The organism is Micromonospora sp. WMMC264 (assembly GCF_027497275.1).
Lineage (GTDB): Bacteria > Actinomycetota > Actinomycetes > Mycobacteriales > Micromonosporaceae > Micromonospora > Micromonospora chalcea.
The window spans coordinates 5808263-5832330 of the sequence record NZ_CP114907.1 but is presented as its reverse complement, the minus strand read 5'-3'; the positions used below and the strand labels follow the sequence as shown (position 1 = coordinate 5832330).

Below are 24068 nucleotides of genomic sequence, written 5' to 3'. Positions count from 1 at the left end.
TCCCGCCGGACGAGACGGGGACCACAGTTGACCTCAACCCGGGGTGAGGTCCGAGGCTGTAGCCCATGACCAGCACCGCCGCCCTCCCGGCCGATCCACCCGTCGACCTGTGGTCGCCGCGCCTTCGGGCGATGACTGTGGGCAGCGTCGCCCTGGTGTCCCTGCTCGCGTTCGAGGCGCTGGCGGTGGGCACCGCCATGCCGACGGTGGCCCGCGCGCTGGACGGGCTCGGCCTGTACGCGCTGGCGTTCGGCGGCTCGTTCGCCTCCGGCGTGGTGGCGATGGTCGCCTCCGGCATCTGGTGCGACGCGCGCGGACCACGGCCGGCGATGTGGCACGGCGTCGCCTGGTTCGTCGCCGGGCTGGTCGTGGCCGGTTCCGCGACGACCATGGAGATGCTGGTCGTCGGGCGGGTGGTGCAGGGCTTCGGTTCCGGACTCGTCTCGGTGGCGCTCTACGTGGTGGTCGGTCAGGCGTACCCGGAGCAGTTGCGGCGGCGGATCTTCGCCGCGTTCGCCGCGGCCTGGGTGGTGCCGTCGCTGGTCGGCCCGGCGCTGGCCGGCCTGATCGTGGAACATCTGGGCTGGCGATGGGTGTTCCTCGCGGTACCGGCGGTGGCGATTCCGGCGGCGCTGCTGATCCAGCCGGGTCTGAAGGCGCTGGCCGGCACCGTGCCGACCCGGCCTCCCGCGGGCGCGCTGGCCCGCGTCGGCTGGGCCTGCGGGGCGGGGGCGAGCGCCGCACTGCTGCACTACGGGGGGCAGCAGCGCGGCGTGCTCGCCGCCGCCCTGACCGCCGGGGCGCTGGCCGGGCTGTTCGTCTGCGTACCGCACCTGTTGCCGTCCGGGTTCCTGCGCGCGGCACGCGGTCTGCCGACGGTGATCGGCCTGCGCGCGCTGGCGTCGGCGGCGTTCGTGGCCGCCGAGGTGGTGATCCCGCTGATGCTGTCGCGGGAGCGCGGCTTCTCGCCCACCGGCGCCGGCCTGGTGCTGACCGTGGGGGCGCTGTCCTGGTCGGTGGGCTCGTGGATCCAGGGCCGGATCGCTTCGCCCCGGTCGGCGGCGAGCCTGCCCCGGGCCGGGCTGGCCTGCATCACCATCGGTACGGCGGGCGTCGCGTCGGCGCTGCTGCCCGGGCTGCCGGTGTTGCCGGCGGTGTTCTCCTGGGCCGTGGCCGGGCTCGGCATGGGACTGCTCTACCCGTCGCTGTCGGTGCTCACCCTGGAGCAGTCGGCCCCTGCCGAGCAGGGCCGCAACAGCTCGGCGCTGCAACTGGGCGACTCGCTCGCCGCGGCCACCGTGCTGGCGCTGACCGGCGCGGTCCTGGCCGCCGGCGCGTCACCCGGCCCGGCCAGCTACGCGACCACGCTGGCGGTGGCAGCGGGCTGCGGCCTGCTCGGCCTGACCCTTGCCGGTCGAGTGGTGCCTCGCCCGGCGGGCTGAGGCGTCGCCGGCCCGGTCGCCGCTCACGCGCAGTAACGCTCCTGCCGAAGGCATCGCCTGACTGCGGTATGACTCCTGGTCATGATTATGACTCTCAGGTATATCGCTCAACAGTCGTAGTCGCCTGCGCGGGGCTCACACACTGTGATGGAGCAGCCCGGCAAGCGCGACGTCGGGCCGACGGCCTGGCGAGCGGTCACGATCCCGGCCGGGCTGCCGTCCTGAATGCGGACCGAGTGGGCAGGGCGTGGCTGGGAGGAGTGGCGATGCGGGTGCTGGTGACCGGGGCGACCGGACGGCTCGGGCGGGTGGTGGTGCCCCGGCTGCGGGACGAGGGCTTCACGCTCCGGGCGACCAGCCGTCGGCCCCGTACCGGAGACGGGGTGGAGTGGGTGAGCACCGACCTGGCCACCGGGGCCGGGCTGGCGGAGGCGGTCGCCGGGGTGGACGCGGTGCTGCACCTGGCCTCGTCGCCGCAACGGCGTACCCACGAGATCGACGTGCTCGGCACCCGCCGGCTGACCATGGCCGCCGGCCACGCCGGGGTCCGTCACCTGGTGTACGTCTCGATCGTCGGCGTCGACCGGGTTCCGATCGCCTACTACCGGCACAAGCTCGCGGCCGAAGAGGTGGTGGCCGCCGGGTCGGTGCCGTGGAGCGTGCTGCGCGCGACCCAGTTCCCCGAGTTCCTGGCGGACCTGCTGAAAGGCGCGAGCCGCCTCGGCCCGGTGATCGGGGACCGGGCCGTACTCGCCCAGCCGGTCGACCCGGCCGACGTGGCGGACCGGCTCGCGGTGCTGCTGCTCGCCGGACCGTCGCACCGGGTCGAGGACTTCGCCGGGCCGCAGGTGCTGCGCTTCGACGAGGCGGCCCGCACCTGGCTCGCGGCCCGCCGGGTACGCCGTCCGCTGCTGCCGGTCCGGATTCCCGGCCGCCTCGGGCGGGAGTTGCGTGGGGGCGGACTCACCACGACGGCCACGCCGACCGGCACCCGGACCTGGGCCGACTACCTCGCGGACACGTACGGGGGAACCGGCGGAAGATGAGAACCGGTCGGGTCCGCACCGGCCTACCGTGACCGCATGCTGGTCTTCGTCGCCACAGTGCTCCTCTACGTCTTCGGTTTCGTCTTCCTCTACGGCGTGATCCGGGTCGGCGTCCGGCACGGCATCGAGGACGCCGAGGCGAACCGTCCCGAGGTGCTGCGCCGCCGGCAGCTCACCACCGCCGAGAACCGGGACTTCGCGCAGGAGAACGCGTTCCTCAGCAATCCCAACTGAGGGGCGGAGCCGGGGCCCGGAGGGGCGATCCGCGAAGCGGGTGCGAGGATCGCGACATGATGGGGACGCTGAAGACGGAGCCGGCCCGGGCACGGCTCGACCTGCTGGCCCCGCCGGTCGCCGCGGCGCTGCAGGAGTGGCCGGCCGAGGCCCCGGTGGACGTGGACGACGTACTCGTCGCCCCGATCGACGCCGACCTGGCCGACACCGCCGCGTTCTGCGAGGCGTACCAGGTGGGGCTGGAGGAATCGGCCAACTGCGTGGTGGTCGCCGGTAAGCGCGGCGGCGAGACCCGGTACGCGGCCTGCGTCGTGCTCGCCACCACCCGCGCCGACGTCAACGGCGTGGTCCGCAAGCTGCTCGACGTGCGCAAGGCGAGCTTCGCGCCGATGGCCGAGGCGGTCGAGTTGAGTGGAATGGAGTACGGCGGCATCACGCCCATCGGGCTGCCGGCGGACTGGCCGGTCCTCGTCGACTCCCGGGTGATCGCCACCCCGCACGTGATCATCGGATCAGGCGTACGGCACAGCAAGATCGCCCTGCCCGGGCCGGCGCTCGGCGCGCTGCCCGGGGCGAGGGTGGTGGAGGACCTGGCCAGGCCGGCCTAGGTCCTCATTCGCATCGATCTTGTTCCACGTGAAACATCAGGCTGCCGCTTCGCGCTGCGCCACCTCGCGCAACGCGGCGAGCAGCGTCTCCGGCTCCTGCGCGCCGGTGACCGCGTACTTTCCGGCCAGCACGAACGTCGGGACGCTGGAGACGCCGAGCTGGTGCGCGGCGCTCAGGTCGGCGGCGACCTCCCGGCGGCCCAGGTTCGACTCCAGGTACTCCCGCGCCGCGGTCTCGTCCAGACCGGCCTCGCCGGCCAGCTTGACCAGCGCGTCGATCGATCCGACGTCGATGCCGTCGTGGAAGTGCGCCCGGTAGAGCCGCTCGACCATCTCGGCGGAACGGCCGCGCTCGGCGGCGAAACGCACCAGCCGGTGCGCGTCGAACGTGTTCGCCGCCACCGCCCGGTCGAACCGCAGGTCCAGGCCCGCGCCCGCGGCGACGCCGGTGACGTGCGCGGCCATGCCCTCGGCCTTGTCCCGTCCGCCGAACTTGTCGCCGAGCGCCTCCAGCAGCGGCTTCGGCTCGGTGACCGGCGTCGGGTCGAGCTGGAACGGCCGGAACCGGACGTTCACCTCGCCGTCGTACGACTCCAGCGCCTGTTCCAGTCGGCGCTTGCCGATCCAGCACCAGGGGCAGACCACGTCGGCGTAGATCTCGATGTCCATGACCAGCGACAACCCGCCGGTCAGGAGATCTGTTCCCGGACCTGGCGCTTGAGCCGGGCCAGGATGGCGGTGCCGCCGCGTACGCGCAGCGGGCTGATCGCCTGCGCCAGGCCCATCCGCTGGTAGAGATCGTCCGGCACGGCCAGCACCTCCTCGGCGCTCGCCCCGGCCAGCCCTTCGGCGAGGATGCCGGCGAACGCCCGGGTGGTGGGCGCCTCCGGCGGGCAGTCGAAGACGGTGCTGACCGTCTTGTTCGCGTTCACCTCGGCGCGCAGGAAGAACGCGGTCTGGCACTCGGGGACCTGCTCCAGCTCCTCCCGGTTCACACCCTCGGGCAGGGGCGGGATCACGTCGGCGAACTCCAGCAGCATCTCCAGCACGACGTCGCGCGGTGCGGCGGCGAACTCGTCCACGATCTCGGCCAGCTTCGTCGGCATCTCGGGCATGAGTCGAGGCTATCCGCCGCCGCGCGCCGTCATGCGACGGTGGTGGCGGTGCCCCGCGTCACGCGAGCGGGCCCGCTCTCACGGGTTCGGCGCGGCCTCGCTGATGTCGCTGAGCGCCGACTGGGGGTCGAGCTGCATGGCGAGGTCACCGAGGGAGACGATGCCGACGAGCTTGCGGTCGCTGTCGCAGACCAGCACGCGCCGGATGTTGCGCTCGCGCATCAGCGCCGCCGCCTCGTTCGCCGTGCAGTGCTGCTCGATCATGACCACCTCACGGGTGATGATCGAGCCGATCGTGGTGGTGCCCGGGTCGGCGCGTTCGGCCACCGCCCGCACCACGATGTCGCGGTCGGTCAGCATGCCGGCGAGCGTGGCGCCGTCGGTCACCACCACGTCGCCGATGTCCGACTCCTTCATCACCCGGGCCGCCTCGTCCAGCGGGGTCTCCGCCGGGAGGTAGATCACCTGCCTGGTCATCACGTCACTGACGCGGTACATGAGAGCCTCCGAACACCTCGGTCGATCCGTATGCGGTACCCGGTACCGCGTTCGCTACACCCCGTCGTGGCGCGTCGCGCCCACCTCGTCGCGCAGACGCTCCACGATGTCCTCCACCGGCACCTCGGCCCGTTCACCGGTGGCCCGGTCACGTAGTTCCACGTACCCGTCGGCCAGACGGCGGCCGACCACGACGGCGCGCGGAATGCCGATCAGCTCGGCGTCGGTGAACTTCACCCCGGCGGACACGTGCGTGCGGTCGTCGACCAGCACCCGCAGGCCGGCGGCGGCGAGGCGCCCGCCGAGGTCGAGCGCCGCGTCGAGTTGCGGCCCCTTCCCGGCGGCGACCAGGTGTACGTCGCACGGCGCGACAGCCGCGGGCCACACCAGCCCCCGGTCGTCGTGGTGCTGCTCGGCCACCGCGGCGACCGCCCGGGACACGCCGATGCCGTAGCAGCCCATCGTGGGCCGGACCGGCTTGCCCTCCGGGCCGAGCACGTCGACCGCGAACGCGTCGGTGTACCGGCGTCCGAGCTGGAAGATGTGCCCGACCTCGATGCCCCGCCGGATGGTCAGCTCACCGGCGTCGCAGGCCGGGCAGGGGTCACCGGGCCGCACCTCAGCCGCCTCGATCGTGCCGTCCGGTACGAAGTCGCGCCCGCAGACCACGTCGGTGGCGTGCCGGCCCGGCTCGTTCGCGCCGGTCAGCCAGGCGGTGCCGGGCACCACGCGGGGATCGACCAGGTAGCGGATGCCGTGCTTGGCCAGGATCTGCGGCCCGATGTAGCCGCGGACCAGCTCCGGGTGGGCGTCCCAGTCCTCGAAGACCGCCACCGTGGCGGGGGCCAGCACCGCCTCGACCCGCTTCAGGTCCACCTCGCGGTCGCCGGGCAGGCCGATGACCAGCGGTTCAGCCTGCTCGGCACGGGGCCTGCGGACGGTGAGGACCACGTTCTTCAACGTGTCGGCGGCGGTCCAGCCGGTGCGCCCGCCCAGCTTGCGGGCCTCGGCCAGCTCGACCAGCGCCGCGATGGTGGGCGTCTCCGGGGTGTCGTGCGTCTCGGCGGGCGGGTGCGCGTCCGGGTCACCGGCGGCCGGGGCGCGGGTCACCACCGCCTCGGTGTTCGCCGCGTAGTCGCAGGCGGTGCAGCCGACGAACGTGTCCTCACCGACCGGCGTGGCGGCCAGGAACTCCTCCGACGCCGACCCACCCATCGCGCCGGACATCGCGTGGACAGTGGTGAAGTCCAGCCCGAGCCGGGTGAAGACGCGCTCGTAGGCGGCCCGGTGCCTGCCGTAGGCGGCTTGGAGCCCGGCGTCGTCCAGGTCGAACGAGTAGGCGTCCTTCATCAGGAACTCGCGCCCGCGCAGCAGACCGGCGCGGGGACGGGCCTCGTCGCGGAACTTCGTCTGGATCTGGAACAGCGTCACCGGGAAGTCCCGGTACGAGGTGAACAGGTCCTTCACCAGCAGCGCGGCCAGCTCCTCGTGGGTCGGCGCGAGCAGATGGTCGGCACCCTTGCGGTCGGCGAGCGTGAAGATGTCGTCCCCGTATTCGGTCCACCGCCCGCTGGTCCGGTAGGGCTCGGCCGGGAGCAGCGCCGGGAAGTGCACCTCCTGGTCGCCGATCGCGGTCATCTCGTCCCGGACGATCGCGGTGATCCGGTCCAGCACGAGCTTGCCCAGCGGCAGCCAGGTGTAGCCGCCCGGCGCGGCCCGGCGGACGTATCCGGCGCGCAGCAGCAGCCGGTGGCTCGGCACTTCCGCGTCGGCCGGGTCCTCGCGCAGGGTCCGGAGCAGCAGGGTCGACATGCGCAGCAGCATTGCCGCAGCTTATGGCGCGAGCGGAGGGCCGGGCGACCCCTTTCGGTGTCCGTGCGTGCCGATCGTCGCCGGCTCGGCGAGGTGGCGGTATCGACACCAGTCGGATGCCGCCACCCCGGCGAGATGGTGCGGACGGGCCGGTAAATGTCGCGGGTGCCGGGTAGGAATGCGGCATGCCTGAGCGACCGCTGATGAAGCTGACGACAACGGTGCTGGACGCGCCGTCCGCAGAGGACCTGGCCGCGTTCTACGAGCGGCTGCTCGGCTGGATCCGGCGCGAGAAGGAAGCCGACTGGGTCCTCCTCGCGCCGCCGGAGGGCGGCCACTGGCTGGCGTTCCAGGACGAGCCGGCCTACGTGCGGCCGGTGTGGCCGGCCGGTCCCGGCGACCAGCAGATGTCTGTCCACCTGGACATCAAGGTCGACGACCTGGAGGCAGCCGTGGCGTACGCGGTGTCCGTGGGCGCGACGCTGCCCGACTTCCAGCCGCAGGACGACGTCCGGGTGCTCCTCGACCCGGATGGTCACCCGTTCTGCTTCTACCTCTCATGACGGGCGACGCCACCGCGTCGGCGCGGGCGACCAGCCAGTACGCGACGACGACCGGCAACCTGACCGCTCGCATCGCGCTGCACGCGTACGGCACCAACCCGCAGAGTTGGTACGCCTGGCTGGGCGAGAGGCTGCCAATGGCCGGGGACGTGCTGGAGGTGGGCGCCGGCACCGGCGAGCTGTGGCGCCGGATCGGCCACCCACGCCGGCTCACGCTCACCGACTTCTCGCCCGCCATGTGCGCGCGGCTGCGCGAGGTGCCCGACGCCCGGGTGCAGCGCTGTGACGCCACGCGCCTGCCGTTTCGTGACGGCGCCGTCGACGCGGTGATCGCCAACCACATGCTCTACCACCTGGACGACCCGGACGCCGCGCTGCGCGAGTTCGCCCGGGTGCTGCGTCCCGGCGGGCGGCTCGCCGTCGCGGTGAACGGCCGCGACCACCTCGCCGAGCTGGACGCGCTCGGACCAGCCATGGGGCGCCCCGACCTCGCCGTCGGACTGCACCAGAACGACGTCACGGCCGAGACGACACCCGCCCGGGTCGCCGCCCACTTCACCGACGTGACAGTCGAGCGCTACCCGGACGAGCTTGTGGTGCCCGCCGCGGAACCGATCCTGGCGTACATCGTCAGCATGATCGGGCCGCTCACCGTGGCGGAGGAGTCGGCCGCGCGCGCCGCGATCGAGGCCCGCATCGACGCCGAGGGCGCCTTCCGGGTACGCAAGCACACGGTGCTGATCAGCGCGACGCGCGGCTCCCGCTGAGCCGGACGAAGGCCCGCCAGGCGTCGGGTGTGAAGGTGAGCACCGGCCCGGCCGGGTCCTTGCTGTCCCGCACCCCGACCACACCGGCCAGGTTGTCCGCCACCTCGACACACTCGCTCTGCCCGCTGCGGGTTGACTTGCGCCAGAGCGCGCCGATCAGCTCCATGACTCGACCACTTCCTTCATCAGCTCGATCGACTGCCGGCGGGACAGCGCCTCACTGCGGACGCTTTCCCATCTGGACAGCAGGATAGCCACGTCTTCATCTTTGTCGATCACTGTTCCGCCGAGCTGGTTCTCCAGGTAACCGATCCAACCGCCGTCGCCGCCGCGAGCCAGGGTGAATGGTCCGGTCAGTCCGATGTGCAGGCTCGCGTCGGCCGGGATGACATGTACCGCTACATGGGGTTGGCTGCTGGCCTCGATCAGGTGCGCCACCTGCTGACTCATCAGTCCGCGAAAGCTCTCGTCGGCGCGGCGCAGCACGGTTTCCTCGATCACCGCGACGAACTTGGGTGGATCGGCGCCGGCCAGAACGGTCTGCCGGTCGAGCCGGACCGCGAGTCGCCGTTCGGCTTCCTGCTCGGCGAGCATGTCGTCAGTGCGGATCATCGCCCGGGCATAGTTCTCGGTCTGCAACAGGCCAGGGATGAGGCTCGGCTGGTAACAGCGCAACTGTTGCGCCTGGCGTTCGGCTTCCAGCCAGGGGCGGAACCAGCTCGGCTGGCCGTCGCGCTCGGCGAGCTTGAGCAGCGACATCAACAGTCCGCCGGTGCCGAGCACCTCGTCGGCCCGGGCGAGGAAGAACCTGTCGAGCGGCCGGTGGCCCAGCTCGACCGCCGACACCTGTGAGCCGGAGAAGTGCACCAGCCTCCCGAACTCCTCCTGGCTCAGCTCGGCCCGCACCCGAAGCCGCCGCAGTTGCGCGCGGATCAGCTCGGCGGTCGGCTCGTTCTCCACACGCCCTCCTCAGATTACGGCCGGTCTCCCGGCCTCTCCCCGGACCGGCAGCGAGGACTTCCGAGCGTAGTGGCGCGATCAGCAGACTGTCACGCATGAACCTTCCCGTACCGCGGCTCGGGCCGTACCCCGATCGGCCCCGCCCCTACCCGCCGGACCACCCGGCCCACCTGCCGATCCGGCCGCTCTGGCTGTGCCGCGCCTGCGGCGCGCCGTGGCCCTGTGCGCAGGCGCGCCTACTGCTCAAGGTCGAGTACGCGGACCACCCCGTCGACCTGGCCGTCTACCTGTCCGGGCTCTACCACGAGGCCACCCACGACCTGTTCCGCCTCAACCCGCAGGACGGGCCGACCCCGCGCGAGCTGTTCGAGCGGTTCGTCGGCTGGGGCCCGTACCGGCGTGGCATCACCGATACGATGCCCGCGACATGACTGCGCCCGGGGACTTCGACCTGACGATGGACGAGTTGCGCGAGGTGGCGCGGTACGCGGTCCGGCACGCGGAGGACGTCCTCCCGGTCTACGAGCGGGCGGTTCCCGGCGATCCGCGTCCCCGTGCGGCTGTCGACGCGGCGTGGACGTTCGCGCGCGGCGCCGCCCGGACGAAACTCCAGCGGGTCACGTCCCTCGACGCGCACCGGGCCGCCCGGTCCGCGCCCACCGAGTCCGCGCGCCTGGCCGCCCGGGCCGCCGGTGACGCCGCCGCGGCCGCGTACCTGCACCCGATCGCGAAGGCCACCCAGGTCGGCCACATTCTGCGGGCCGCCGCCAACGCCGCGCGCGTCGCCGAACTGGAGGCCGGCGGTGACGAGACCGTCGGCGTGGCAGCGCTGGACCGGTACCGGCAGCTCGCCGCCCCCGTGCTGGTCGACGTGCTCCGCCGCTATCCGCCGGTGACCGGCGGCGGCAGCCGGGTCGCCCGGCTGATGAGCGCACTCGACCACGACCTGCGCCAGGGCGCCGCCGGGCCGGAGGCCGCATCGTGATCCTGCCGAAGGTCCGCGATCCCCGGTTCACCACGATCCGCCGGGGCGGCACGCTCACCGACGAGCACCACCACCTGCTGGCGCTCTGGGCCGCCACCTGCGCCGAGCACGTCCTCGGCCTGTTCGAGGCGGTCCGGCCGGACGACAGCCGCCCGCGCGAGGCGATCGCGTACGCCCGCGCCTGGGTGCGGGGCGAGGTCAGGATGATGGAGGCGCGCGCGGCGGGCGGGCACGCCATGGGCGCGGCCCGGGACCTGCGCGGGGCGGCACGCAACGCCGCGTACGCCGCCGGACAGGCCGCCGTCGTGGCCCACGTGGCCGCCCACGAACTCGGCGCCGCCGCGTACGCGATCAAGGCGGTACGCGCGGCGGCGCCCGCCGGTCTCGGCGAGGCGGCCGGGCGCGACGAGTGCCGGTGGCAGCGCGATCAGCTTCCGGCCGAGATCCGCGAGCTGGTCCTGGACGACCAGCGGCTGCGCAACGACATCTGCTGGTCGGTCTTCGACTGCTGACACCGGCCGGAGCCTGTCGGGAAAGTGCCACCGGAGGTGGCAACCATGGCGTGGCCGGGTGGCGTCTCGGAAGGCGTCACGCCGATGCACCACCTGACCCCAAGGACCGGCTCGTGTGGATCTTCTCCTGACTGAGTTCGACCTGTTCGTCCGAACTCGTACGCCCGCGCTGCTGCGCTCCGCCTACCTGCTGACCGGCGACCAGCATCTGGCCGAGGACCTCGTCCAGTCCGCGTTGGCCCGTACGCACCGTGCCTGGAATCGGTTGCACGAGACCGGCAACGCGGAGGCGTACACCCGGAAGGTCATGTACCACCTGCAGGTCTCCTGGTGGCGACGCCGCCGGGTGGCTGAGTCGATGCCGGGCGACGTGCCCGAGCCGCGCGGAGGCGACTCGGCCCCCGACCACGCCCAGCAGACCACGCTCCGGCTGACCCTCCGGGCCGCGCTGGCCCGGCTCTCTCCCAAACAACGGGCCGTGCTGGTTCTGCGGTTCTTCGAGGACCGCACCGAGACCGAGGCCGCCGACCTGCTCGGTGTGACAGTCGGCACTGTCAAGAATCGTTAGAAGCTAGGGTCGATGTTGCCGACACGAAAGTCGATCTAGGGGGAAGTCGTTCTCCCACGTCCACGACTGGACCATGCGACACGTCCCGGGTTCTGATGGTACGGCGGAAGGCCCGGTCGGGGAATCGGGGCCTGTTCGACAGCAAGGACGCGCTGCTGGCCGGCGGCGTAGAGGTGCGGGCGCTGCGGTATCAGCGTGCGAGTCAGGACAAGAAGGAACAGGGCAAGAGCGTCCACGACCAGGGAGTGCTCAACCTGGCGGAGATCACGAAGCGGTCCTGGGCGGATGCGGGGTCGTTCACGGACAACCATCGCTCGGCGAGCCGGCGTGCGACAAAGGAGCGCGAGCAGTTCGAGTTGTTGATTGAGCAGATCCGCGCGGGCAAGGGCGATGTGCTCGTGGTCTGGGAGATATCCCGCAAGGAACGTGACCTCGCGGTGTTCGTGAGAATTCGGGACATGTGCCATGAGGTCGGTCTCTACTTCTGGCTCGTCGGCGGGGTGCTTTATGACCTGCGGGACAAGAACGACCGGATGATGCTCGGCTTCCAGGCGGTACAGGCCGAGTGGATGGCCGACTCGATTCGCGACAACGTGTTGCGCGGCATCGTCGGTGCCGCCGAAGCCGGACGCCCACACGGGAAGATCACCTACGGGTACCGGCGGATCTACGACCAACGCACCAGAGCACTCCTGCGCCAGGAACCTGACACCGAGATCCGCACCGCTGTGGCGGCGGATGGGACGGTGACGGAGTATTCGCACGCGCAGGTGGTGCGGGACAACTTCCGCAAGATCGCCGAGGGCATGCCATTGACCGTGCGAGAGGCAGAACTCAACCGGCTCGGGATCCCCGCCTCACAGGGTGGGATCTGGCGGCGCGGGATTCTGCGCAAGCAGGTGATGAACCCGGCCTACATCGGTAAGCGGGTGCTCCGCGGGGAGATTGTCGGCAACGGGATCTGGCCCGCCTTGGTGGACGAGGAGACTTACTGGTCGGTGGTAAGGATGTTGGAAGACCCTTCCCGTACCACGACCCGTCCGGCCCGCGCGGTGCACTTGCTGTCGTACATCGTGCGCTGCGGCGTGTGTGACGGACCGTTGTCGTCGCAGCGGGTGAACCGGCACGGCTGGACCGGGCAGGTGTACTCGTGCCTGCACAAGAGGTGTGCCGCAGTGAAGGCCGAGTTCCTCGACGAGTACGTGCAGCGCACCGTGGTGGCCTGGCTGTCCCGCCCCGACGTCTACGAGATCCTCACCGCTGCCAGCGCCAGCGACGAGGAGGTGGCGCACGCCCGCGCCGAAGCACAACGACTACGCGGAGAGTTGGAGGACTGGCGCAAGCTGGGCGAGGAGGGAGAGGTCACAGCGATCGCCTACGCCCGTGCCGAGCGGGGCCTGTTGGCGCAGATCGCCGAGTACGAGCAACGCGCCGCCGACGCCGGCATCCCCGCCGTCCTACGGGGGCGCATCGGCGACCAAGCGGTGCAGGCGTGGCAGGAACTCGGCGACGACATCCCGGTCAAGCGGGAGATCATCCGTCTCGTCGCCGACATCAAACTCCTGCGCGCCGGGTTCAAGGGTGAACGCCGCGCGTTCGGCCGCCACCGCCTCGACTGGCGGTGGAAGTTTGGCCCGCAGGACCAAGCGGCCTGATCCTGCGCGTCAGCCGCACGACGACTTGAACCGCCGGGCAGAGGTAAGCGTCGATGGTGCCCACCGCTCGAGCCCACCGGGTGGGGTCGAGCGGTGTTACCCGCCGATGAAAGGTTTCCGCTGTAACCCGTGAACGAGTCAGCGCCGTGGCCGTGCTGCCCGATGATTCGACTGATCCGCTGCTGTGGCGGCCCGCCTTCGATGTCGTCGCCGCTCACTAGCCCGATGAGCGCGGCGACACCCAGGGGCGCGGATCCCAGGTGTATCCGACGTCGTGGAGCCAGCCGGCGGCAGCCAGCACTTCACGGTCGACACTAGGTAGACCGCCCAGCTTCTCCGCCTTGCGCCCAACGGACTGCACATGTAGCCAGCGTCGCGGCAGTGCCACTGCGAGCTGCTGCTCCGCAACCCTAACGGCCCGTTCCACCACGTCACTCACCAGCCGAGAGTAGGGCCAACCGGCGCTTGGCACCAGGCACTCCTCTGGTTATCATCGGTGCCACCGTCCGGTTGCCCAGTGATGCGAACAGCACCGTTTCTAGGCTAGTTCGGGATCAAGAAAGCAGGCTCGTAGCCGTTCTCGCAGAGGTCCTCGTAGGTTCTTGTGGTGGGTACTCGATCCCACATGCCACCGAGGAGGACTGCGAGAGCTGCGGGCATGGCCATGAACAGGTGCAGCACCGGTGGGTTGAGCGTGCGACGGATACTGCGGGCGAGGTCGCGGATGGCGAGGGCGACGGCGTAGGCGTGGCGGCTTCCCGTGATGCTGGTGTTGGTGACCCCATCCGGTAGCCGCACGGTGACGACCGGCATGTGTTGCCCGTTCGCGGCGAGGTAGCGGGTCACGTCGTCGGTGAGGTCGGCGGAGATCGCGAGGGCCAGCGCGACGTCAATGCCGGGGGGAAGATCCGCGACTGGCTGAGAGAGCTGCAAGGGGGCGGGTCTCACGGCTGTGGCTGGCTTAGTCCAGACTTCGCCGTCCTTGATTTTCGCCGGAGTGAATCCGGCAGTTTCCGAGAGCATCGCCGCAGCCGTGAACCAGGTGGGCAGTCGCATCGTGCCGGTGAGCAGGATCCGTCGTGCACCGATGCTTCGTAGCGTGCGCTGGGTCGTGACAAGCTCGGGTCGCAGGGCATTTTCCCACTGCCCCGGGTCGATGAGCCCGCGCCGGTCCCGGGCTTCGGTGCCGCGGAAGCGGGCGACCCAGTTAAGGGTAATGCGGGCATCGGGTGCGATGACGTGCTCGTCGAGGGCGTTGATGGCGACGATCGTGAAGGGTTCATGGGCGCGCAGACCCAGCCGGTCGATGACGGCGTCGATGTCGTCGGCGCGCTTTGCCGTGCGATCGGTTTTCACCCATTCGCGGACCTCGGCGATTCCAAGCCGGAAGGCAGTGCCGTCGGCGCGCACGCCGGCGGCGTGGCTGATGTCGCAGATTTGGTCGCGCCACGCGGCCTCGGACGCGTCGGTGCGCAGCCGCAGATGAGAGAGCAGCTCGTGCAGGTCGTCGTCGGTGCAGCCGAGGTGATGCAGGAGTTCGGTGCGCGCGTCGACCGTTGCGCGGGCGGTGGCGTGACGAAGCCGGTCGGCGAGGCGGTCGTTACGGTCGCGCAGCGTCAGAACCGGGTCCTGCGGGTCGATCGAGCGGTTGGTCACCAGCGTCAACTGCGGATGTGGTCCGGCACCACGCAGCAATCGACCGGTCTGGTGGAAACGTTGCAGAATGCTCGGTCCGCCGGCGCGTGTGAGTTTGGTCAGCCATTCGATCGTGGCTGGCCGCTCGGCGCTGACGGCGGCCTTGACCTGGATGTAGTCGGCCGGCGCGGCCGTTCGGTCGACGACGACGTCGTCGACGTTGCCAACCTTGAATGCTTCGACGGTGACAGCCTTGACGTCGGCGTGCGGGACGAGGGTACGCAGCGCGGCGTGCCAGGCGACGGCGTGCTGCACGTCGTCGCCGGTGAGCCGAGCTCCGCTGGGAGCAGGAGTTTCCGCCGCGCCCGCCATCGGCTCACCGGCGCTCGGTGAACGGGCGGGTGGGCGGGTGCGCCTCGATCTGCTGCGCGATCAGCTCAGCGGTGAGGGGACGGTCCGGGTAGGCGGCCAGACAGGCGGAGGCGAGGACGCGGTCGACCAAGTCGGAGTAGGTGTAACCATATCCGCGTCCGTTCGGCCCGGTCAGCGCGACCAGATCGGTGATCTCCCGCTCGGTGAGCCCGACGCCGTCGAAGACGGCGGTCAGCACGGCAGCGCGCTGTTCGTCGTTGGGCCGCGCGAAGTCGAACTCGGCGGCGGCGCGGCGCCGGATGGCCGGGTCGAGCGCGTCGGCGCGATTGGTGCACATGATGACCAGCACGGGCAGACGTTCGGTGGCGACCTGGCTGATGCCGCGAATCAGGGCGTTGACGCCGGCACGGTCCTCGTGGTGCATCTGCGCGGCCTCGCGTGACTGGGCGAGCGCATCGGCCTCGTCGATGATTAGCACCACGGGCCGGCGGCCGGCGGCGGCGCGGGCCTGGTCGATGAGAACGTCGAAGGCGGTGCCGATCAGGCGGGTCATCTCGCCGACGGCGCCGCTGCCGCGGGTTCGCAAACTCAGCCGCTTAACCCGCACGCCGATCCGGTGGCGCCGGGCGATCGCGTCGGCGAAGGTCTCGGCCAGGGTGGTCTTTCCGGTGCCGACGTCACCAGCGAAGATGATCAGCGGCGGGCGGGCCGTCACCCGGTCGATCGCGGGAAGCACCGCGCCGTGATGGCGCACGCTCCACTGCTGTAGCAGCCGCGGCTGCAAGATCAGCTCGGCCTCCTTCGCCAGCCGGGTCTTGATCTCGTCCAGACCCACGAGATTGACGTACCGCTGCTGCGCGTCGGGGTCGGGCAGGTCGAGGTCTTCCTCGAACAGGTCTTCGCTGATAGTCGTCATAGCGGTCGGTAACTGCTCCTAGTGAACCCCGTCCCAGAGGCGGAGTAGGTTCGGTCGAAGGTGAAGTGTCCGCCGATGTAGCCGGGTGAGGTTCCGGCGGTGCGGGTGAACGGCAGCGAGGCGTTGACCGCGTCGCGGCCCGTCTCGCCCAGGTTCCACCACGCTTGCGTGCGGGTGAGGTAGCTGTGGAAAGCGGCACCGGAGACGTCCGCATGCCGGTACACGCCGCCGGCGCGCTCGTCGGCGGTCAGGGTTCCGTTCACCGCGGTGTACTCCATCGTGAGGATCCAGCTTCCGGAGCGCTTGAAACCGTAGATGACCTTTTCGACGTACCCGCCGTACGCGAGGACGGCGATTTCCTCCGCGTAGGCGGTGATCTCCGAGTCGCTGGGACGGCCGTAGTAGCGCTGCATCTGGCGCAGGTCGGTGGCGACCTTGGAGGCGACGTAGCGGGCCGAGGACAAGCTGAAGGTGTTGCTGGCGGAGTAGCTGTAGGAGACGGTCACGCCTGCCCCCGGAACCGGCTGCCGAGGACGACCTGCCAGCACGCGACGGCCTGCGCCTTCGTGGTGGCGTACCGGGCCTCGGTGATGGCGTCCAGGGACTCCTCGGCGGCGTCCACGATGCGCTTGCGGTCGATCTCGTCGTAGAGCCGGGCCGCGTTGTTGGCCGGGTTGACCGGGTCGAAGATCTCGATCGCGTCGGTCCGGACGCTCGGCAGCTCCGTAGCGCGATAGTAGTCGGCGAACGCGATCCGCTCGGCCAGGTCGGTGCGCACGATGTAGTCGAAAAACCCTTCGAGCGCTGCCGGGTAGTCGGTGAACGTGACGGCGCCAGTGTCGAGCAGGTGCGCGCACAGCAGCTCGGCCATGAACGACTTGAACCGGAACTGTCCGTCGCGCTGCTTCTGCTCGCCGACCCACCACTTGACGAACCGCACCACCTGCACCCAGTCCTGCGGGCAGGTCCGCTTGCGGTCGGCAACGAAGTCAAGGTGTAGCCGCACGCTGGTCAGCAACCGGTCGCCGCTGCTCTTCGCGATCAGGTAGCCGCGGTCGCCGGGGTCGCCCTCGTACAGCACCGGCACCACGTCGATGTCGATGCCGCTCGACTTGAAGTGGATGTTGACGCAGTGCGTGCTCACCTCGATCTGCGACGGGTCGATCAGCGCGCCGTAAGCCGCCCGCAGTCGCTCGGCGATCCACTCAAGCAGCTGCCCCTCCTGCTCGGGGGCCTCGTCGTTGCGTACGTACACCGCAACGTCGAAGTCGTTGACCGTGCGCAGCGCGGTGCCCTTGGCCACCGATCCGGCGTGCAGCATTTTGACCAGCGAGAAGCCGGGATTCTCGGCGATGTGGCTGGTCAGCTTGTCGCGCAGGGTGTTGACCTGCTGGCGCCGGCTGTCGGCCACTGCCTTTGGCAGGTTCACCGCCCGCTGCGCGAACGCGGCAAGGTCGTCGTGCGTCACTTTCTGCTCCGCCATGTTACCTCCGTGTGACGGTCCCCTCGATCGACCAAGACGCTAACACGAGAGTTGGCGTGGATCGCAAGAGCAATTAGGATGTTCGTGTGGATCACAGCGATGGCGCCAGTCAGGCGAAAGCCGATAACCCAGTCGAGCCGGCGTACCGCGAGCTTGGCGACACGTTGTCGCGCATTCGGCGCGCCGCCGGGCTTACTCAGCGTGAGGTTGCTGACCGGGCCGGAGTGGGCAGGCCGACGCTGGCCAACATCGAGAAGGGGCGCCAGCGGGTGCTGTACCACCAATTGCTCGACATCGCCGACGCGCTCGGCACCGATCCGCGGGAGCTGTTGCCGCCCCCGGCAGCCACGTCGCCGGCACTGGATCGCCTCGATGATCTACAGTCACCCGCCGATGTGATTGACTGGGTTCGTCGAGGACTAGCGCGAGGTGGCGGACACGACCGTGGCGACGAAGGCTGAGCAGGCAGCTCAACGACTCCTGACCCGGCACGGGGTGACGCAGGGGCCTTCACCGATCATGGAGCTCGCCGACGCCGAGGGGATCACCGTCGTCCGGGAACCGTTTCGCGACGATGGAGTATCCGGGGTCCTGCTGCGCGAGCCCGACAAGACAGTGATCTTGGTCAACGCGGCCAACGCTCCCACGCGGCAGCGATTCACGATCGCTCATGAGATCGGCCATTTCCTGCTGCATGACGGTGCTGTGTACCTCGACGGCCGAGCCCGAGTGAACTTCCGCGACGGCCTCTCGTCCATGGCCACCGACCACGAGGAGATTGAGGCCAACACGTTCGCGGCGGCGCTGCTCATGCCCGCGCGTTGGGTGAGGGCGTCGTTCGAGACGGTGGTCCGTGACAGCGCGATAGGCAGCGAGGATGAACTGGCCGATGTGCTGGCCAGCCAGTTCGGTGTGAGCCGTCAGGCGATGTCGTTTCGGCTAATCAATCTGGGCCTCATCGCTTCTCCATGAGGTGCCATCGCGCCGCGATCATGCCCAAGAGGTCGAGGCGCTTCGCGCGACCGTCGGAATGATGGCCTGCAGCGCCGGTCGCCAGGTGGTTTGAACGGCACCTCACATCGGTGCGCCCGGACGGGCTATTTCGAAAAGGATCTTGGCTCCTATCAGCCCTTGACTACCGTCAAGAGCCAGACCTCGAAGGTGCTGGCGAAGCTGCGCAGCGTGGCACCGGAGCTCGCCGAGCTGTACGTCACGGAAGGAACCGCCCGATGAACCAGGACCGACTGCGTTTCGACCTGGCCGATCTGGCCGAGGAGGTCACCCCGGTCGACCTGCGGGACCGGGCACTGCGTACCTCGCGGCGGCTCGGCCTCCAGCGGGCGGCCGCCACTTCTGCCGCCGTGCTGGTGGTGCTGGCCGCCGCGACCGGAACGGCACTGGCGATCCGGCCGAACAGCCAGACGCCCGTGCCGGCCGGGCCGTCGGTCACAGCCACCGCCCCGCCGGTCGAGCCCACCCCGACCCCGTCCGCCGAGCCGTCGAGCACGCCGTCGACCAGTCCCAGCGAAACCACAGGCGGGGGGCCGAACGGTGACGCGACCTTCGGGCGGCTCGTCTACGGCCCGTCCGACCTGGCGAACGCCCCGTCCCCGACGAGCACCGTCCGGCTTCAGTCCTGGCGTCCGGGCGACGACCCGGTCCGCCTGCTCGGTCTCCCGTACGGGCCGGCGCAGGTCAACGTCTCGGTGTCCCCCGACGGACAGAGGGTCGCCTGGGTCGAGACGACCGGTGCGGTGTGGGTGTCGGCCATCGACGGCTCGGGGCGGCGCAAGCTCCGGGACGGCGTCGACGACGTCTGCTGGTCACCCGTCTGGCTGCCGAACTCGCAACAGCTCGTCGTGCGTCTGAACGCTGGCGGAGACGACCCGGCCACCGGCGTGCTCGACGTCTCCTCCGGGAAGTTCACCAGGGTGACGGGCCTCGACGGCTGTCACGCCGTGTTCGCGGCGGACGGGACGCTGGCGTTCGCCGACGGCTCCGACGGCACGATCGTCCTCACCGACCGGAACGGCAGGGCGCGCCGGACGGTGCCGGGCCTGGGCACCAAGGGCAGCCGGTACGTCTCCTTCGACCTGTCCAGTCTCTCCCCGGACGGCCGACGGGTTGCGCTCCTGCGGATCGACCGGAACGGCACGTACGGGGACGCGGCACGGGAGCTACTGGTCAACGCCGTGCTCGACACCCGGACCGGCGCGGAGGTGTCGCTGCCGCTGGAGGGACGTCAACTGCGGCAGGTCTTCTTCCAGCCGGACGGGTCGATGGTGGTCCGGGTGCGCAGCGGTGACCGCTACACGGTGGTCCTGGTGGATGCGAACGGCAAGAGGATCACGGAGCGGGCGGAGCCCTCGGCGCTGCGGGACATGCAGATCATCACCGCAGGACCGTGATCGCCGCGTCCGCCGTGACCTGCTTCCACGGCACCAGCACCACTGTGCCGTCGCGCTCCAGCACCTTCGCGTCGCTGCCCTCGGTGCCGGCCGACAGCGGCGCCTCGGCCACCACGCCCACCTTCCCGGTGGCGGGGTCGATCCGGACCAGCCGTGGGGCGAGATCCCGCCGGTCACCCACCTCCCACGCCAGCACGCCCTGCCCGTCGAGGCGGACGAGTTCCACCTCGCTGTCGGTGTGCCCGGCCGACACCCAGCGCCGCTTCCCGGTGGCCAGGTCGATCGCCACCACCTGGTTGGCCTGGCGCATCTTGTCCCCCACCGGAGAGGGCTCGGTCGGCAGGTAGAGCGTGTCCGCGTCGGCCAGGTACGGCCGGACCGCCGGCCCGCTCACCGTGTTGGAACGGTTGACCGGCAGGTCGCTGAACCGCGTACCGTCGACGGGATTGCCGAACGCGGCCCGCTCCTTGCCGGTGGCGTCGCGCGCGACGAACGTCTCGGTGTTCAGGCCGGGCTGGCTGACCAGCGGGTCGACGCTGAGCACCCCGTCGCTCTGCTGCGCGGCGGGCAGGTCCTGCTTCCAGCGCGGCTTGCCGGTGGCCGGGTCCAGGCCGAGCAGCGCGCCCCGGTCGCCGTCGCAGAGCGTGGTGACGACGGCCTGGTCCCCGGCGGCCTGCGCGTCGGTCAGGCGGCAGTCGCGGCCGGGCAGCAGCCGATCGGCGTCGGTCTGCCACAGCCGCCTGCCGTCGGCCAGCGAGTAGCCGAGGACGTTCCCGCCGCTGCGGACGACCACCTGCCCGGCGGCCACCGACAGGTCGGGCGCGACGGTCTCGGACCGGCCCGTCCGGCGTTCCACAGGGAACGTCACCCGCCACGTCTGCGTACCACCGGCCGCGTCGAACCCGACGAGCGTGTCGCACGAGTCGGCCGTGCCGAGCGCCACCACACCCCGCCCGTCGGCGAGGGTCTGCGCGGCCGCGCACAGCGAGGCCCCCTGCGGCGCGGGCACGCCCCACGCCTGGCCGCCGTCGCCGAGCCGGTAGGCGATGATCCCGTCCGGCTGGGCCCGGACCACCGCGTCACCGGCCAGCCAGGCGCCGAACATGTCCTGCCCGTCGTACGTCTTCAGGCCGTTGCGCTGCAGCTCCGGGAAGTCGAGCACCCACGCGGCACGCAGCTTCCTCCCGCCGTCGTCACCGCCGCCGACCAGCCGGGACACGCCGTAGGCGGTGCCGGCCGCGACCGCGAGCACGGCCACCAGCCCACCGGCCACCAGCAACGCGACGCGCCCGCGCCGCTTCGGCGCCGCCGGCGGCGCACCGACCGGACCCGGCCGGCCCACCGGTGGGTACGCGGGCGGCGGGTACTGCTGGTGCTGATACGTCATCGGTCGTCTCCCGTTTCCGTCAGCCCGCCAGTTCGCGGACGTAGTCGGACCAGCCGGCCTGGAACTCGTCGAGCGACACGCCGAGCACGTCCCGGGCGGCGCGGTCGGTCGGGGTGCCGGCGTAGACGGCCTCGACGAAGCGGAACAGCTTCGGCTCACCGTGCTTCTCGGCGAGGTGCGTCATCGCGGTGTGCCCGAGCCAGTAGTGGAAGGTCAGCAGGCCGCTCTTCTGCCAGTCGGCGTTGCTGGGCAGCGTGCCGTTCCAGCCGTTCCCGCCGTCGCGGACCAGTTGCAGGGCGGGCGCGGTGCGCTCGCTGGCGGCCAGCGGGCGGCCGTGGAAGGCGATGTACTCGGCGAACCCCTCGACCACCCACTCGTCGAGCTTGCTGAACTCGTCCACGGCGGCCGGGTCGGTGCGGGGCGTCATCAGCGAGTGCGCGATCTCGTGCCGCAACACCATGTGGGCGTCGTTGTCGCCGCCGGAGCGGGTGAAGTAACGATCTCCGGTGTCCACCACGATGCGGGTGCCGCCGATCGTGTTCCTGCCGTCCTTGCGCTCGGCCGCGACCATGCCCACCGAGTAGCCCGCCTCGGTGGCCTTCTCGGTGCCGATCCGGTAGAGCGAGGTCATCTCGTCCTTGCCGGCGGCGAGCGTGACGACGAACTTGTCCGACACCGGCTCGGGCGGCGCGTTGGCCCGCCACACGGCCAGGTTGCTCGTCACCGCCTTGTCGACGGCCGGGGCGTACCGCCTCGCCACGGCCGCCCGGGCCGCATCGGTGATGATCAGGGCGTACGGGGTCCGCTCGACATGGATGTCCCGCCACTTGTCCCACGGCCCGGGGTAGTAGACGGTTTTCGAGTCGCCGTTGCCGCCGGCCGGTGCGCCGGTGACGGCGGTGACCTGGATCGGCGCGTCCTTGCCGGCGCGGACGACCGTCCAGCGGTACCACTCGGCGACCGGCGCCAGGTCGTAGCCGTCCAGCTGGTGCACGAAGGAGACGTCGAGCTGGAACGTGACGCCCTGCCCGAAGGCGTCGCTGACGCGGCCCTGCTTCTCGATCGTCTCGTAGCGGGCCACCGACAGCGGCAGTTTGCCCAGGTTACGGAACAGCTGGGTCTGCCCGGCGATCAGTTCCTTGCGGGCCGGGTCGAACGCGGCCAGGTAGCCGTCCAGGTCCTTCGCCGCCAGCGCCTTGCTGTGCCGGTCGAGCAGGGCGGTCAGCTCGGCGTCGGTGACGGTGACACCGTTCGCGCCGGCTGCCGCCTTCGGCGCGGAGCCGTCCTCGTCGTCGCCGCGCAGGCCCAGCCCGACGCCGACCGCCGTGCCGGCGCAGACCGCCAGCGCGAGCGCGCCCGCCGCGAGCCCGATCCAGAGCCCACGGCGGGACTTCGGCGCGCCCGGGGGCGCCCACTGCTGCCCGGGGGGCGGCGGTCCGCCGTACCGGGGGTCGGCGTTGCCGGGCGGTGGCCAACCTGCCGCCGGTGGGTGCCCCTGCGTCATGTGGTTCCTCGCTCGTGCCGGATGCGGGACCGGCCGGACGGTTTCGCGCGGCCGGATGACGGCAGCCATCATCCCCGGTCCGGACGACGGATTCTGCCCCGCCTGGACGGGTCGGGGCTTTTGTCCCCGGGGGTGGTTGTCGTGAACAGGACGTCGAGACATCCGCCACGTCCGGCGTCCAGGGCCAGCGGGAGCGGCCCGCGCGGTGACAGACTGTGCGACGCACTTCTGCCGGGACGTCTGAGGGAGGCGCCGTGCGCTGGCGCAGCTACGTGGCGGTGGGCGACAGCTTCACCGAAGGCATGGACGACGCGTATCCGGACGGCAGCTACCGGGGCTGGGCCGATCTGGTCGCCACCCGTCTCGCCGTCGAGGCCGGGCCCGACTTCGGCTACGCCAACCTGGCCATCCGGGGCCGGCTGTTCCCGAACGTGGTGGCCGAGCAGGTGCCGTCCGCGCTGGCCATGAAGCCCGACCTGATCAGCTTCGCGGCCGGCGGCAACGACGTGCTGCGCCGCACCTTCGACCCGGACGCGTTCGTCCCCCGCTTCGACTCGGTCGTGCAGCGGCTGCGCTCGGGCGGCAGCGACGTGGTGCTGTTCCGGTTCGCCGACGTGATGTCCCGGCTGCCCGGCCAGCGGCTGATGGCCCCGCGCGTGACGCTGCTCAACCGGGTGGTCGGCGAGGTGGCCGAGCGGCACGGCGCGATCCTGGTCGACCTGTACTCCGACGACACCTACCTCAACCCGCTGCTCTGGAGCACCGACCGGATTCACCTGTCGGCGGCGGGCCACCGCCGGGTCGCCGCCCAGGTGCTCACCGCGCTCGGCGTCGGCTGCGACGAGGAGTGGCTGCTGGTCCCGCCGCACCCGGCGCCCAGCCCGTGGCTCGCCGCGCGGGCCGCCGACCTGCGCTGGGCCGGCAAGCACCTGGCGCCGTGGATCAGGCGCCGGCTGACCGGGCGGTCCTCCGGCGACTTCGTCACCGCCAAGCGGCCGGTGCTCGGGCCGGTCGAGCGCGACTGAGCGTGCGCACCGTCCACGCCGCCGACCTGCTGCGGCTGACAGCCGACGACCCGCCCCGAGCGGGGCTGGCCGTCGTGGTCGCCGGTGACCGGGTCGAGGCGATCGTGCCGACGGACGAGCTTCCCGGCGCGTACCCCGGGATGCGGGTGCGGCGGTGGGCCGGCACGCTCGGGCCGGCGCTCGTGCACGACGGTCCGCTGCCCCCGGCGCCCACGCCGCGCGAGCGGGTGCACGCGCTGTTCCGGCTCGGCGTCGCCGCGGTGGTCGAGGAGCACGTGGCCGACCCGGCGCTGCGGGCTGCCGCGGCCCGCAACGACGTGGCGGTGCTGCCCGGCGTGCGGCCGCCAGCACTGGTGACCGGCGGGCGGGCCGACCTCGCCGTGTTCGGCCCGGACGGCGCCTGCCTGGCCACAGTGGTCGCCGGCCGCCTGGTGCACCGCCGCGCCTGACCCCGCCGCACGGCTCGACCTTCACCGCCGTTCGTCCGATGTGTCCGGTTGCCCGCTTATCGGGATCGCCCGATGTCCGCCCCACTGGATAGCATCCGCTACCCCCGTCGATCGAGTACGGGGC

At 71.2% G+C, this 24068-nt stretch carries 28 protein-coding genes and 1 pseudogene; 17 read left to right on the top strand and 12 right to left on the bottom strand.

Annotated features, from left to right (window positions below):
- The first annotated feature begins 65 nt into the window (after nt 1-65).
- The 4 genes from O7542_RS25915 to O7542_RS25900 all read left to right on the top strand — a co-directional run bounded on the left by O7542_RS25915 (nt 66) and on the right by O7542_RS25900 (nt 3330).
- Nucleotides 66-1442 carry an MFS transporter gene (locus O7542_RS25915; RefSeq protein ID WP_069089558.1) on the top strand — a complete coding sequence of 459 codons (1377 nt, stop codon included), beginning with the start codon at nt 66-68 and terminating at the stop codon, nt 1440-1442.
- 266 nt (nt 1443-1708) lie between these two features.
- A complete protein-coding gene (locus O7542_RS25910) occupies nt 1709-2488 on the top strand; it encodes an NAD(P)H-binding protein (protein WP_281605336.1) in 780 nt (259 codons plus the stop codon).
- Nucleotides 2489-2524: 36 nt separating this feature from the next.
- Nucleotides 2525-2722 carry a hypothetical protein gene (locus O7542_RS25905; protein ID WP_043327658.1) on the top strand — a complete coding sequence of 66 codons (198 nt, stop codon included), beginning with the start codon at nt 2525-2527 and terminating at the stop codon, nt 2720-2722.
- A gap of 59 nt (nt 2723-2781) precedes the next feature.
- On the top strand, nt 2782-3330 hold the full coding sequence (locus O7542_RS25900) for a YbaK/EbsC family protein (protein ID WP_043330797.1): 549 nt from the start codon (nt 2782-2784) through the stop codon (nt 3328-3330).
- A 36-nt stretch (nt 3331-3366) separates the two neighbouring features.
- On the opposite strand, the gene O7542_RS25895 is transcribed toward O7542_RS25900, so the two are convergent.
- The 4 genes from O7542_RS25895 to O7542_RS25880 form a co-directional block, all read right to left on the bottom strand.
- Complete coding sequence (locus tag O7542_RS25895; RefSeq protein ID WP_281605335.1) at nt 3367-3999, bottom strand: DsbA family oxidoreductase; 633 nt, start codon at nt 3997-3999, stop codon at nt 3367-3369.
- A gap of 20 nt (nt 4000-4019) precedes the next feature.
- Nucleotides 4020-4445, bottom strand: coding sequence for a SufE family protein (locus O7542_RS25890; RefSeq protein WP_043327656.1), 426 nt, complete (start codon nt 4443-4445; stop codon nt 4020-4022).
- A 78-nt stretch (nt 4446-4523) separates the two neighbouring features.
- Entirely contained in the window at nt 4524-4943 is a 420-nt protein-coding gene (locus tag O7542_RS25885; RefSeq protein ID WP_281605334.1) for a CBS domain-containing protein, read from the bottom strand.
- 54 nt (nt 4944-4997) lie between these two features.
- Complete coding sequence (locus O7542_RS25880; RefSeq protein ID WP_281605333.1) at nt 4998-6767, bottom strand: proline--tRNA ligase; 1770 nt, start codon at nt 6765-6767, stop codon at nt 4998-5000.
- 173 nt (nt 6768-6940) lie between these two features.
- Here O7542_RS25880 and O7542_RS25875 point away from each other — a divergent pair, with 173 nt between their 5' ends.
- Nucleotides 6941-7318 (top strand): VOC family protein, encoded by a 378-nt coding sequence (locus tag O7542_RS25875; RefSeq protein WP_281605332.1) that lies wholly within the window; start codon nt 6941-6943, stop codon nt 7316-7318.
- Nucleotides 7315-8085, top strand: a complete 771-nt coding sequence (locus tag O7542_RS25870; RefSeq protein WP_281605331.1) for a class I SAM-dependent methyltransferase — start codon at nt 7315-7317, stop codon at nt 8083-8085. Before O7542_RS25875 ends, O7542_RS25870 begins: the two co-directional genes overlap by 4 nt.
- Here O7542_RS25870 and O7542_RS25865 read toward each other — a convergent pair.
- Nucleotides 8060-8251 (bottom strand): DUF397 domain-containing protein, encoded by a 192-nt coding sequence (locus O7542_RS25865; RefSeq protein WP_043327652.1) that lies wholly within the window; start codon nt 8249-8251, stop codon nt 8060-8062. The genes O7542_RS25870 and O7542_RS25865 overlap by 26 nt on opposite strands.
- Nucleotides 8242-9045 (bottom strand): helix-turn-helix transcriptional regulator, encoded by an 804-nt coding sequence (locus O7542_RS25860; protein WP_210883984.1) that lies wholly within the window; start codon nt 9043-9045, stop codon nt 8242-8244. The genes O7542_RS25865 and O7542_RS25860 overlap by 10 nt, the downstream gene beginning before the upstream one ends.
- Before the next feature lie 95 nt (nt 9046-9140).
- Between O7542_RS25860 and O7542_RS25855 the strand changes: the two genes are divergently transcribed.
- The 5 genes from O7542_RS25855 (at nt 9141) to O7542_RS25835 (ending at nt 12765) form a co-directional block, all read left to right on the top strand.
- Nucleotides 9141-9476, top strand: coding sequence for a hypothetical protein (locus O7542_RS25855; RefSeq protein WP_082931107.1), 336 nt, complete (start codon nt 9141-9143; stop codon nt 9474-9476).
- Complete coding sequence (locus tag O7542_RS25850; RefSeq protein ID WP_281605330.1) at nt 9473-10030, top strand: putative immunity protein; 558 nt, start codon at nt 9473-9475, stop codon at nt 10028-10030. Before O7542_RS25855 ends, O7542_RS25850 begins: the two co-directional genes overlap by 4 nt.
- The gene (locus O7542_RS25845; protein ID WP_043327649.1) at nt 10027-10542 is read left to right on the top strand and encodes a putative immunity protein; all 516 of its coding nucleotides are present in this window, start codon (nt 10027-10029) and stop codon (nt 10540-10542) included. The genes O7542_RS25850 and O7542_RS25845 overlap by 4 nt, the downstream gene beginning before the upstream one ends.
- A 115-nt stretch (nt 10543-10657) precedes the next feature.
- Nucleotides 10658-11110, top strand: a complete 453-nt coding sequence (locus O7542_RS25840; protein ID WP_281605329.1) for a SigE family RNA polymerase sigma factor — start codon at nt 10658-10660, stop codon at nt 11108-11110.
- Nucleotides 11111-11205: 95 nt separating this feature from the next.
- On the top strand, nt 11206-12765 hold the full coding sequence (locus tag O7542_RS25835; RefSeq protein ID WP_281605328.1) for a recombinase family protein: 1560 nt from the start codon (nt 11206-11208) through the stop codon (nt 12763-12765).
- Nucleotides 12766-13308: 543 nt separating this feature from the next.
- Here the strand turns inward: O7542_RS25835 and O7542_RS25830 are convergent.
- The 4 genes from O7542_RS25830 to O7542_RS25815 all read right to left on the bottom strand — a co-directional run bounded on the left by O7542_RS25830 (nt 13309) and on the right by O7542_RS25815 (nt 17171).
- Nucleotides 13309-14772 (bottom strand): SAVED domain-containing protein, encoded by a 1464-nt coding sequence (locus O7542_RS25830; protein WP_281605327.1) that lies wholly within the window; start codon nt 14770-14772, stop codon nt 13309-13311.
- Between the two features lie 4 nt (nt 14773-14776).
- Nucleotides 14777-15607: an ATP-binding protein gene (locus tag O7542_RS25825; RefSeq protein ID WP_281605326.1), complete on the bottom strand. Its 831-nt coding sequence runs from the start codon at nt 15605-15607 to the stop codon at nt 14777-14779.
- A 77-nt stretch (nt 15608-15684) separates the two neighbouring features.
- The gene (locus O7542_RS25820) at nt 15685-16194 is read right to left on the bottom strand and encodes a hypothetical protein (protein WP_281605325.1); all 510 of its coding nucleotides are present in this window, start codon (nt 16192-16194) and stop codon (nt 15685-15687) included.
- Entirely contained in the window at nt 16191-17171 is a 981-nt protein-coding gene (locus O7542_RS25815; RefSeq protein ID WP_281605324.1) for a CBASS oligonucleotide cyclase, read from the bottom strand. Before O7542_RS25815 ends, O7542_RS25820 begins: the two co-directional genes overlap by 4 nt.
- 86 nt (nt 17172-17257) lie before the next feature.
- Here O7542_RS25815 and O7542_RS25810 point away from each other — a divergent pair, with 86 nt between their 5' ends.
- The 4 genes and pseudogenes from O7542_RS25810 to O7542_RS25800 all read left to right on the top strand — a co-directional run bounded on the left by O7542_RS25810 (nt 17258) and on the right by O7542_RS25800 (nt 19579).
- Nucleotides 17258-17632, top strand: coding sequence for a helix-turn-helix domain-containing protein (locus O7542_RS25810; RefSeq protein ID WP_281605323.1), 375 nt, complete (start codon nt 17258-17260; stop codon nt 17630-17632).
- Nucleotides 17601-18143, top strand: a complete 543-nt coding sequence (locus tag O7542_RS25805; RefSeq protein ID WP_281605322.1) for an ImmA/IrrE family metallo-endopeptidase — start codon at nt 17601-17603, stop codon at nt 18141-18143. Before O7542_RS25810 ends, O7542_RS25805 begins: the two co-directional genes overlap by 32 nt.
- Nucleotides 18144-18302: 159 nt before the next feature.
- Nucleotides 18303-18404: pseudogene (locus O7542_RS30550) on the top strand (SigE family RNA polymerase sigma factor); the annotation flags it as partial.
- Nucleotides 18401-19579, top strand: a complete 1179-nt coding sequence (locus tag O7542_RS25800; RefSeq protein WP_281605321.1) for a WD40 repeat domain-containing protein — start codon at nt 18401-18403, stop codon at nt 19577-19579. The pseudogene O7542_RS30550 and the gene O7542_RS25800, both read left to right, overlap by 4 nt.
- On the opposite strand, the gene O7542_RS25795 is transcribed toward O7542_RS25800, so the two are convergent.
- Entirely contained in the window at nt 19563-20966 is a 1404-nt protein-coding gene (locus O7542_RS25795; protein ID WP_281605320.1) for a PQQ-like beta-propeller repeat protein, read from the bottom strand. The genes O7542_RS25800 and O7542_RS25795 overlap by 17 nt on opposite strands.
- A 19-nt stretch (nt 20967-20985) precedes the next feature.
- The gene (locus O7542_RS25790) at nt 20986-22470 is read right to left on the bottom strand and encodes a hypothetical protein (RefSeq protein ID WP_113972309.1); all 1485 of its coding nucleotides are present in this window, start codon (nt 22468-22470) and stop codon (nt 20986-20988) included.
- Between the two features lie 254 nt (nt 22471-22724).
- Between O7542_RS25790 and O7542_RS25785 the strand changes: the two genes are divergently transcribed.
- Complete coding sequence (locus tag O7542_RS25785) at nt 22725-23495, top strand: SGNH/GDSL hydrolase family protein (protein ID WP_043327644.1); 771 nt, start codon at nt 22725-22727, stop codon at nt 23493-23495.
- A 2-nt stretch (nt 23496-23497) separates the two neighbouring features.
- On the top strand, nt 23498-23944 hold the full coding sequence (locus O7542_RS25780; RefSeq protein ID WP_043327643.1) for a hypothetical protein: 447 nt from the start codon (nt 23498-23500) through the stop codon (nt 23942-23944).
- The last annotated feature ends 124 nt before the right edge of the window (nt 23945-24068 follow it).

Coding starts and splice junctions, on each gene's coding strand:
- O7542_RS25915 (WP_069089558.1), top strand. CDS start 66: ATGACCAGCACCGCCGCCCTCCCGGCCGATCCACCCGTCGACCTGTGG.
- O7542_RS25910 (WP_281605336.1), top strand. CDS start 1,709: ATGCGGGTGCTGGTGACCGGGGCGACCGGACGGCTCGGGCGGGTGGTG.
- O7542_RS25905 (WP_043327658.1), top strand. CDS start 2,525: ATGCTGGTCTTCGTCGCCACAGTGCTCCTCTACGTCTTCGGTTTCGTC.
- O7542_RS25900 (WP_043330797.1), top strand. CDS start 2,782: ATGGGGACGCTGAAGACGGAGCCGGCCCGGGCACGGCTCGACCTGCTG.
- O7542_RS25895 (WP_281605335.1), bottom strand. CDS start 3,999: ATGGACATCGAGATCTACGCCGACGTGGTCTGCCCCTGGTGCTGGATC.
- O7542_RS25890 (WP_043327656.1), bottom strand. CDS start 4,445: ATGCCCGAGATGCCGACGAAGCTGGCCGAGATCGTGGACGAGTTCGCC.
- O7542_RS25885 (WP_281605334.1), bottom strand. CDS start 4,943: ATGTACCGCGTCAGTGACGTGATGACCAGGCAGGTGATCTACCTCCCG.
- O7542_RS25880 (WP_281605333.1), bottom strand. CDS start 6,767: ATGCTGCTGCGCATGTCGACCCTGCTGCTCCGGACCCTGCGCGAGGAC.
- O7542_RS25875 (WP_281605332.1), top strand. CDS start 6,941: ATGCCTGAGCGACCGCTGATGAAGCTGACGACAACGGTGCTGGACGCG.
- O7542_RS25870 (WP_281605331.1), top strand. CDS start 7,315: ATGACGGGCGACGCCACCGCGTCGGCGCGGGCGACCAGCCAGTACGCG.
- O7542_RS25865 (WP_043327652.1), bottom strand. CDS start 8,251: ATGGAGCTGATCGGCGCGCTCTGGCGCAAGTCAACCCGCAGCGGGCAG.
- O7542_RS25855 (WP_082931107.1), top strand. CDS start 9,141: ATGAACCTTCCCGTACCGCGGCTCGGGCCGTACCCCGATCGGCCCCGC.
- O7542_RS25850 (WP_281605330.1), top strand. CDS start 9,473: ATGACTGCGCCCGGGGACTTCGACCTGACGATGGACGAGTTGCGCGAG.
- O7542_RS25835 (WP_281605328.1), top strand. CDS start 11,206: ATGGTACGGCGGAAGGCCCGGTCGGGGAATCGGGGCCTGTTCGACAGC.
- O7542_RS25830 (WP_281605327.1), bottom strand. CDS start 14,772: ATGGCGGGCGCGGCGGAAACTCCTGCTCCCAGCGGAGCTCGGCTCACC.
- O7542_RS25815 (WP_281605324.1), bottom strand. CDS start 17,171: ATGGCGGAGCAGAAAGTGACGCACGACGACCTTGCCGCGTTCGCGCAG.
- O7542_RS25800 (WP_281605321.1), top strand. CDS start 18,401: ATGAACCAGGACCGACTGCGTTTCGACCTGGCCGATCTGGCCGAGGAG.
- O7542_RS25795 (WP_281605320.1), bottom strand. CDS start 20,966: ATGACGTATCAGCACCAGCAGTACCCGCCGCCCGCGTACCCACCGGTG.
- O7542_RS25790 (WP_113972309.1), bottom strand. CDS start 22,470: ATGACGCAGGGGCACCCACCGGCGGCAGGTTGGCCACCGCCCGGCAAC.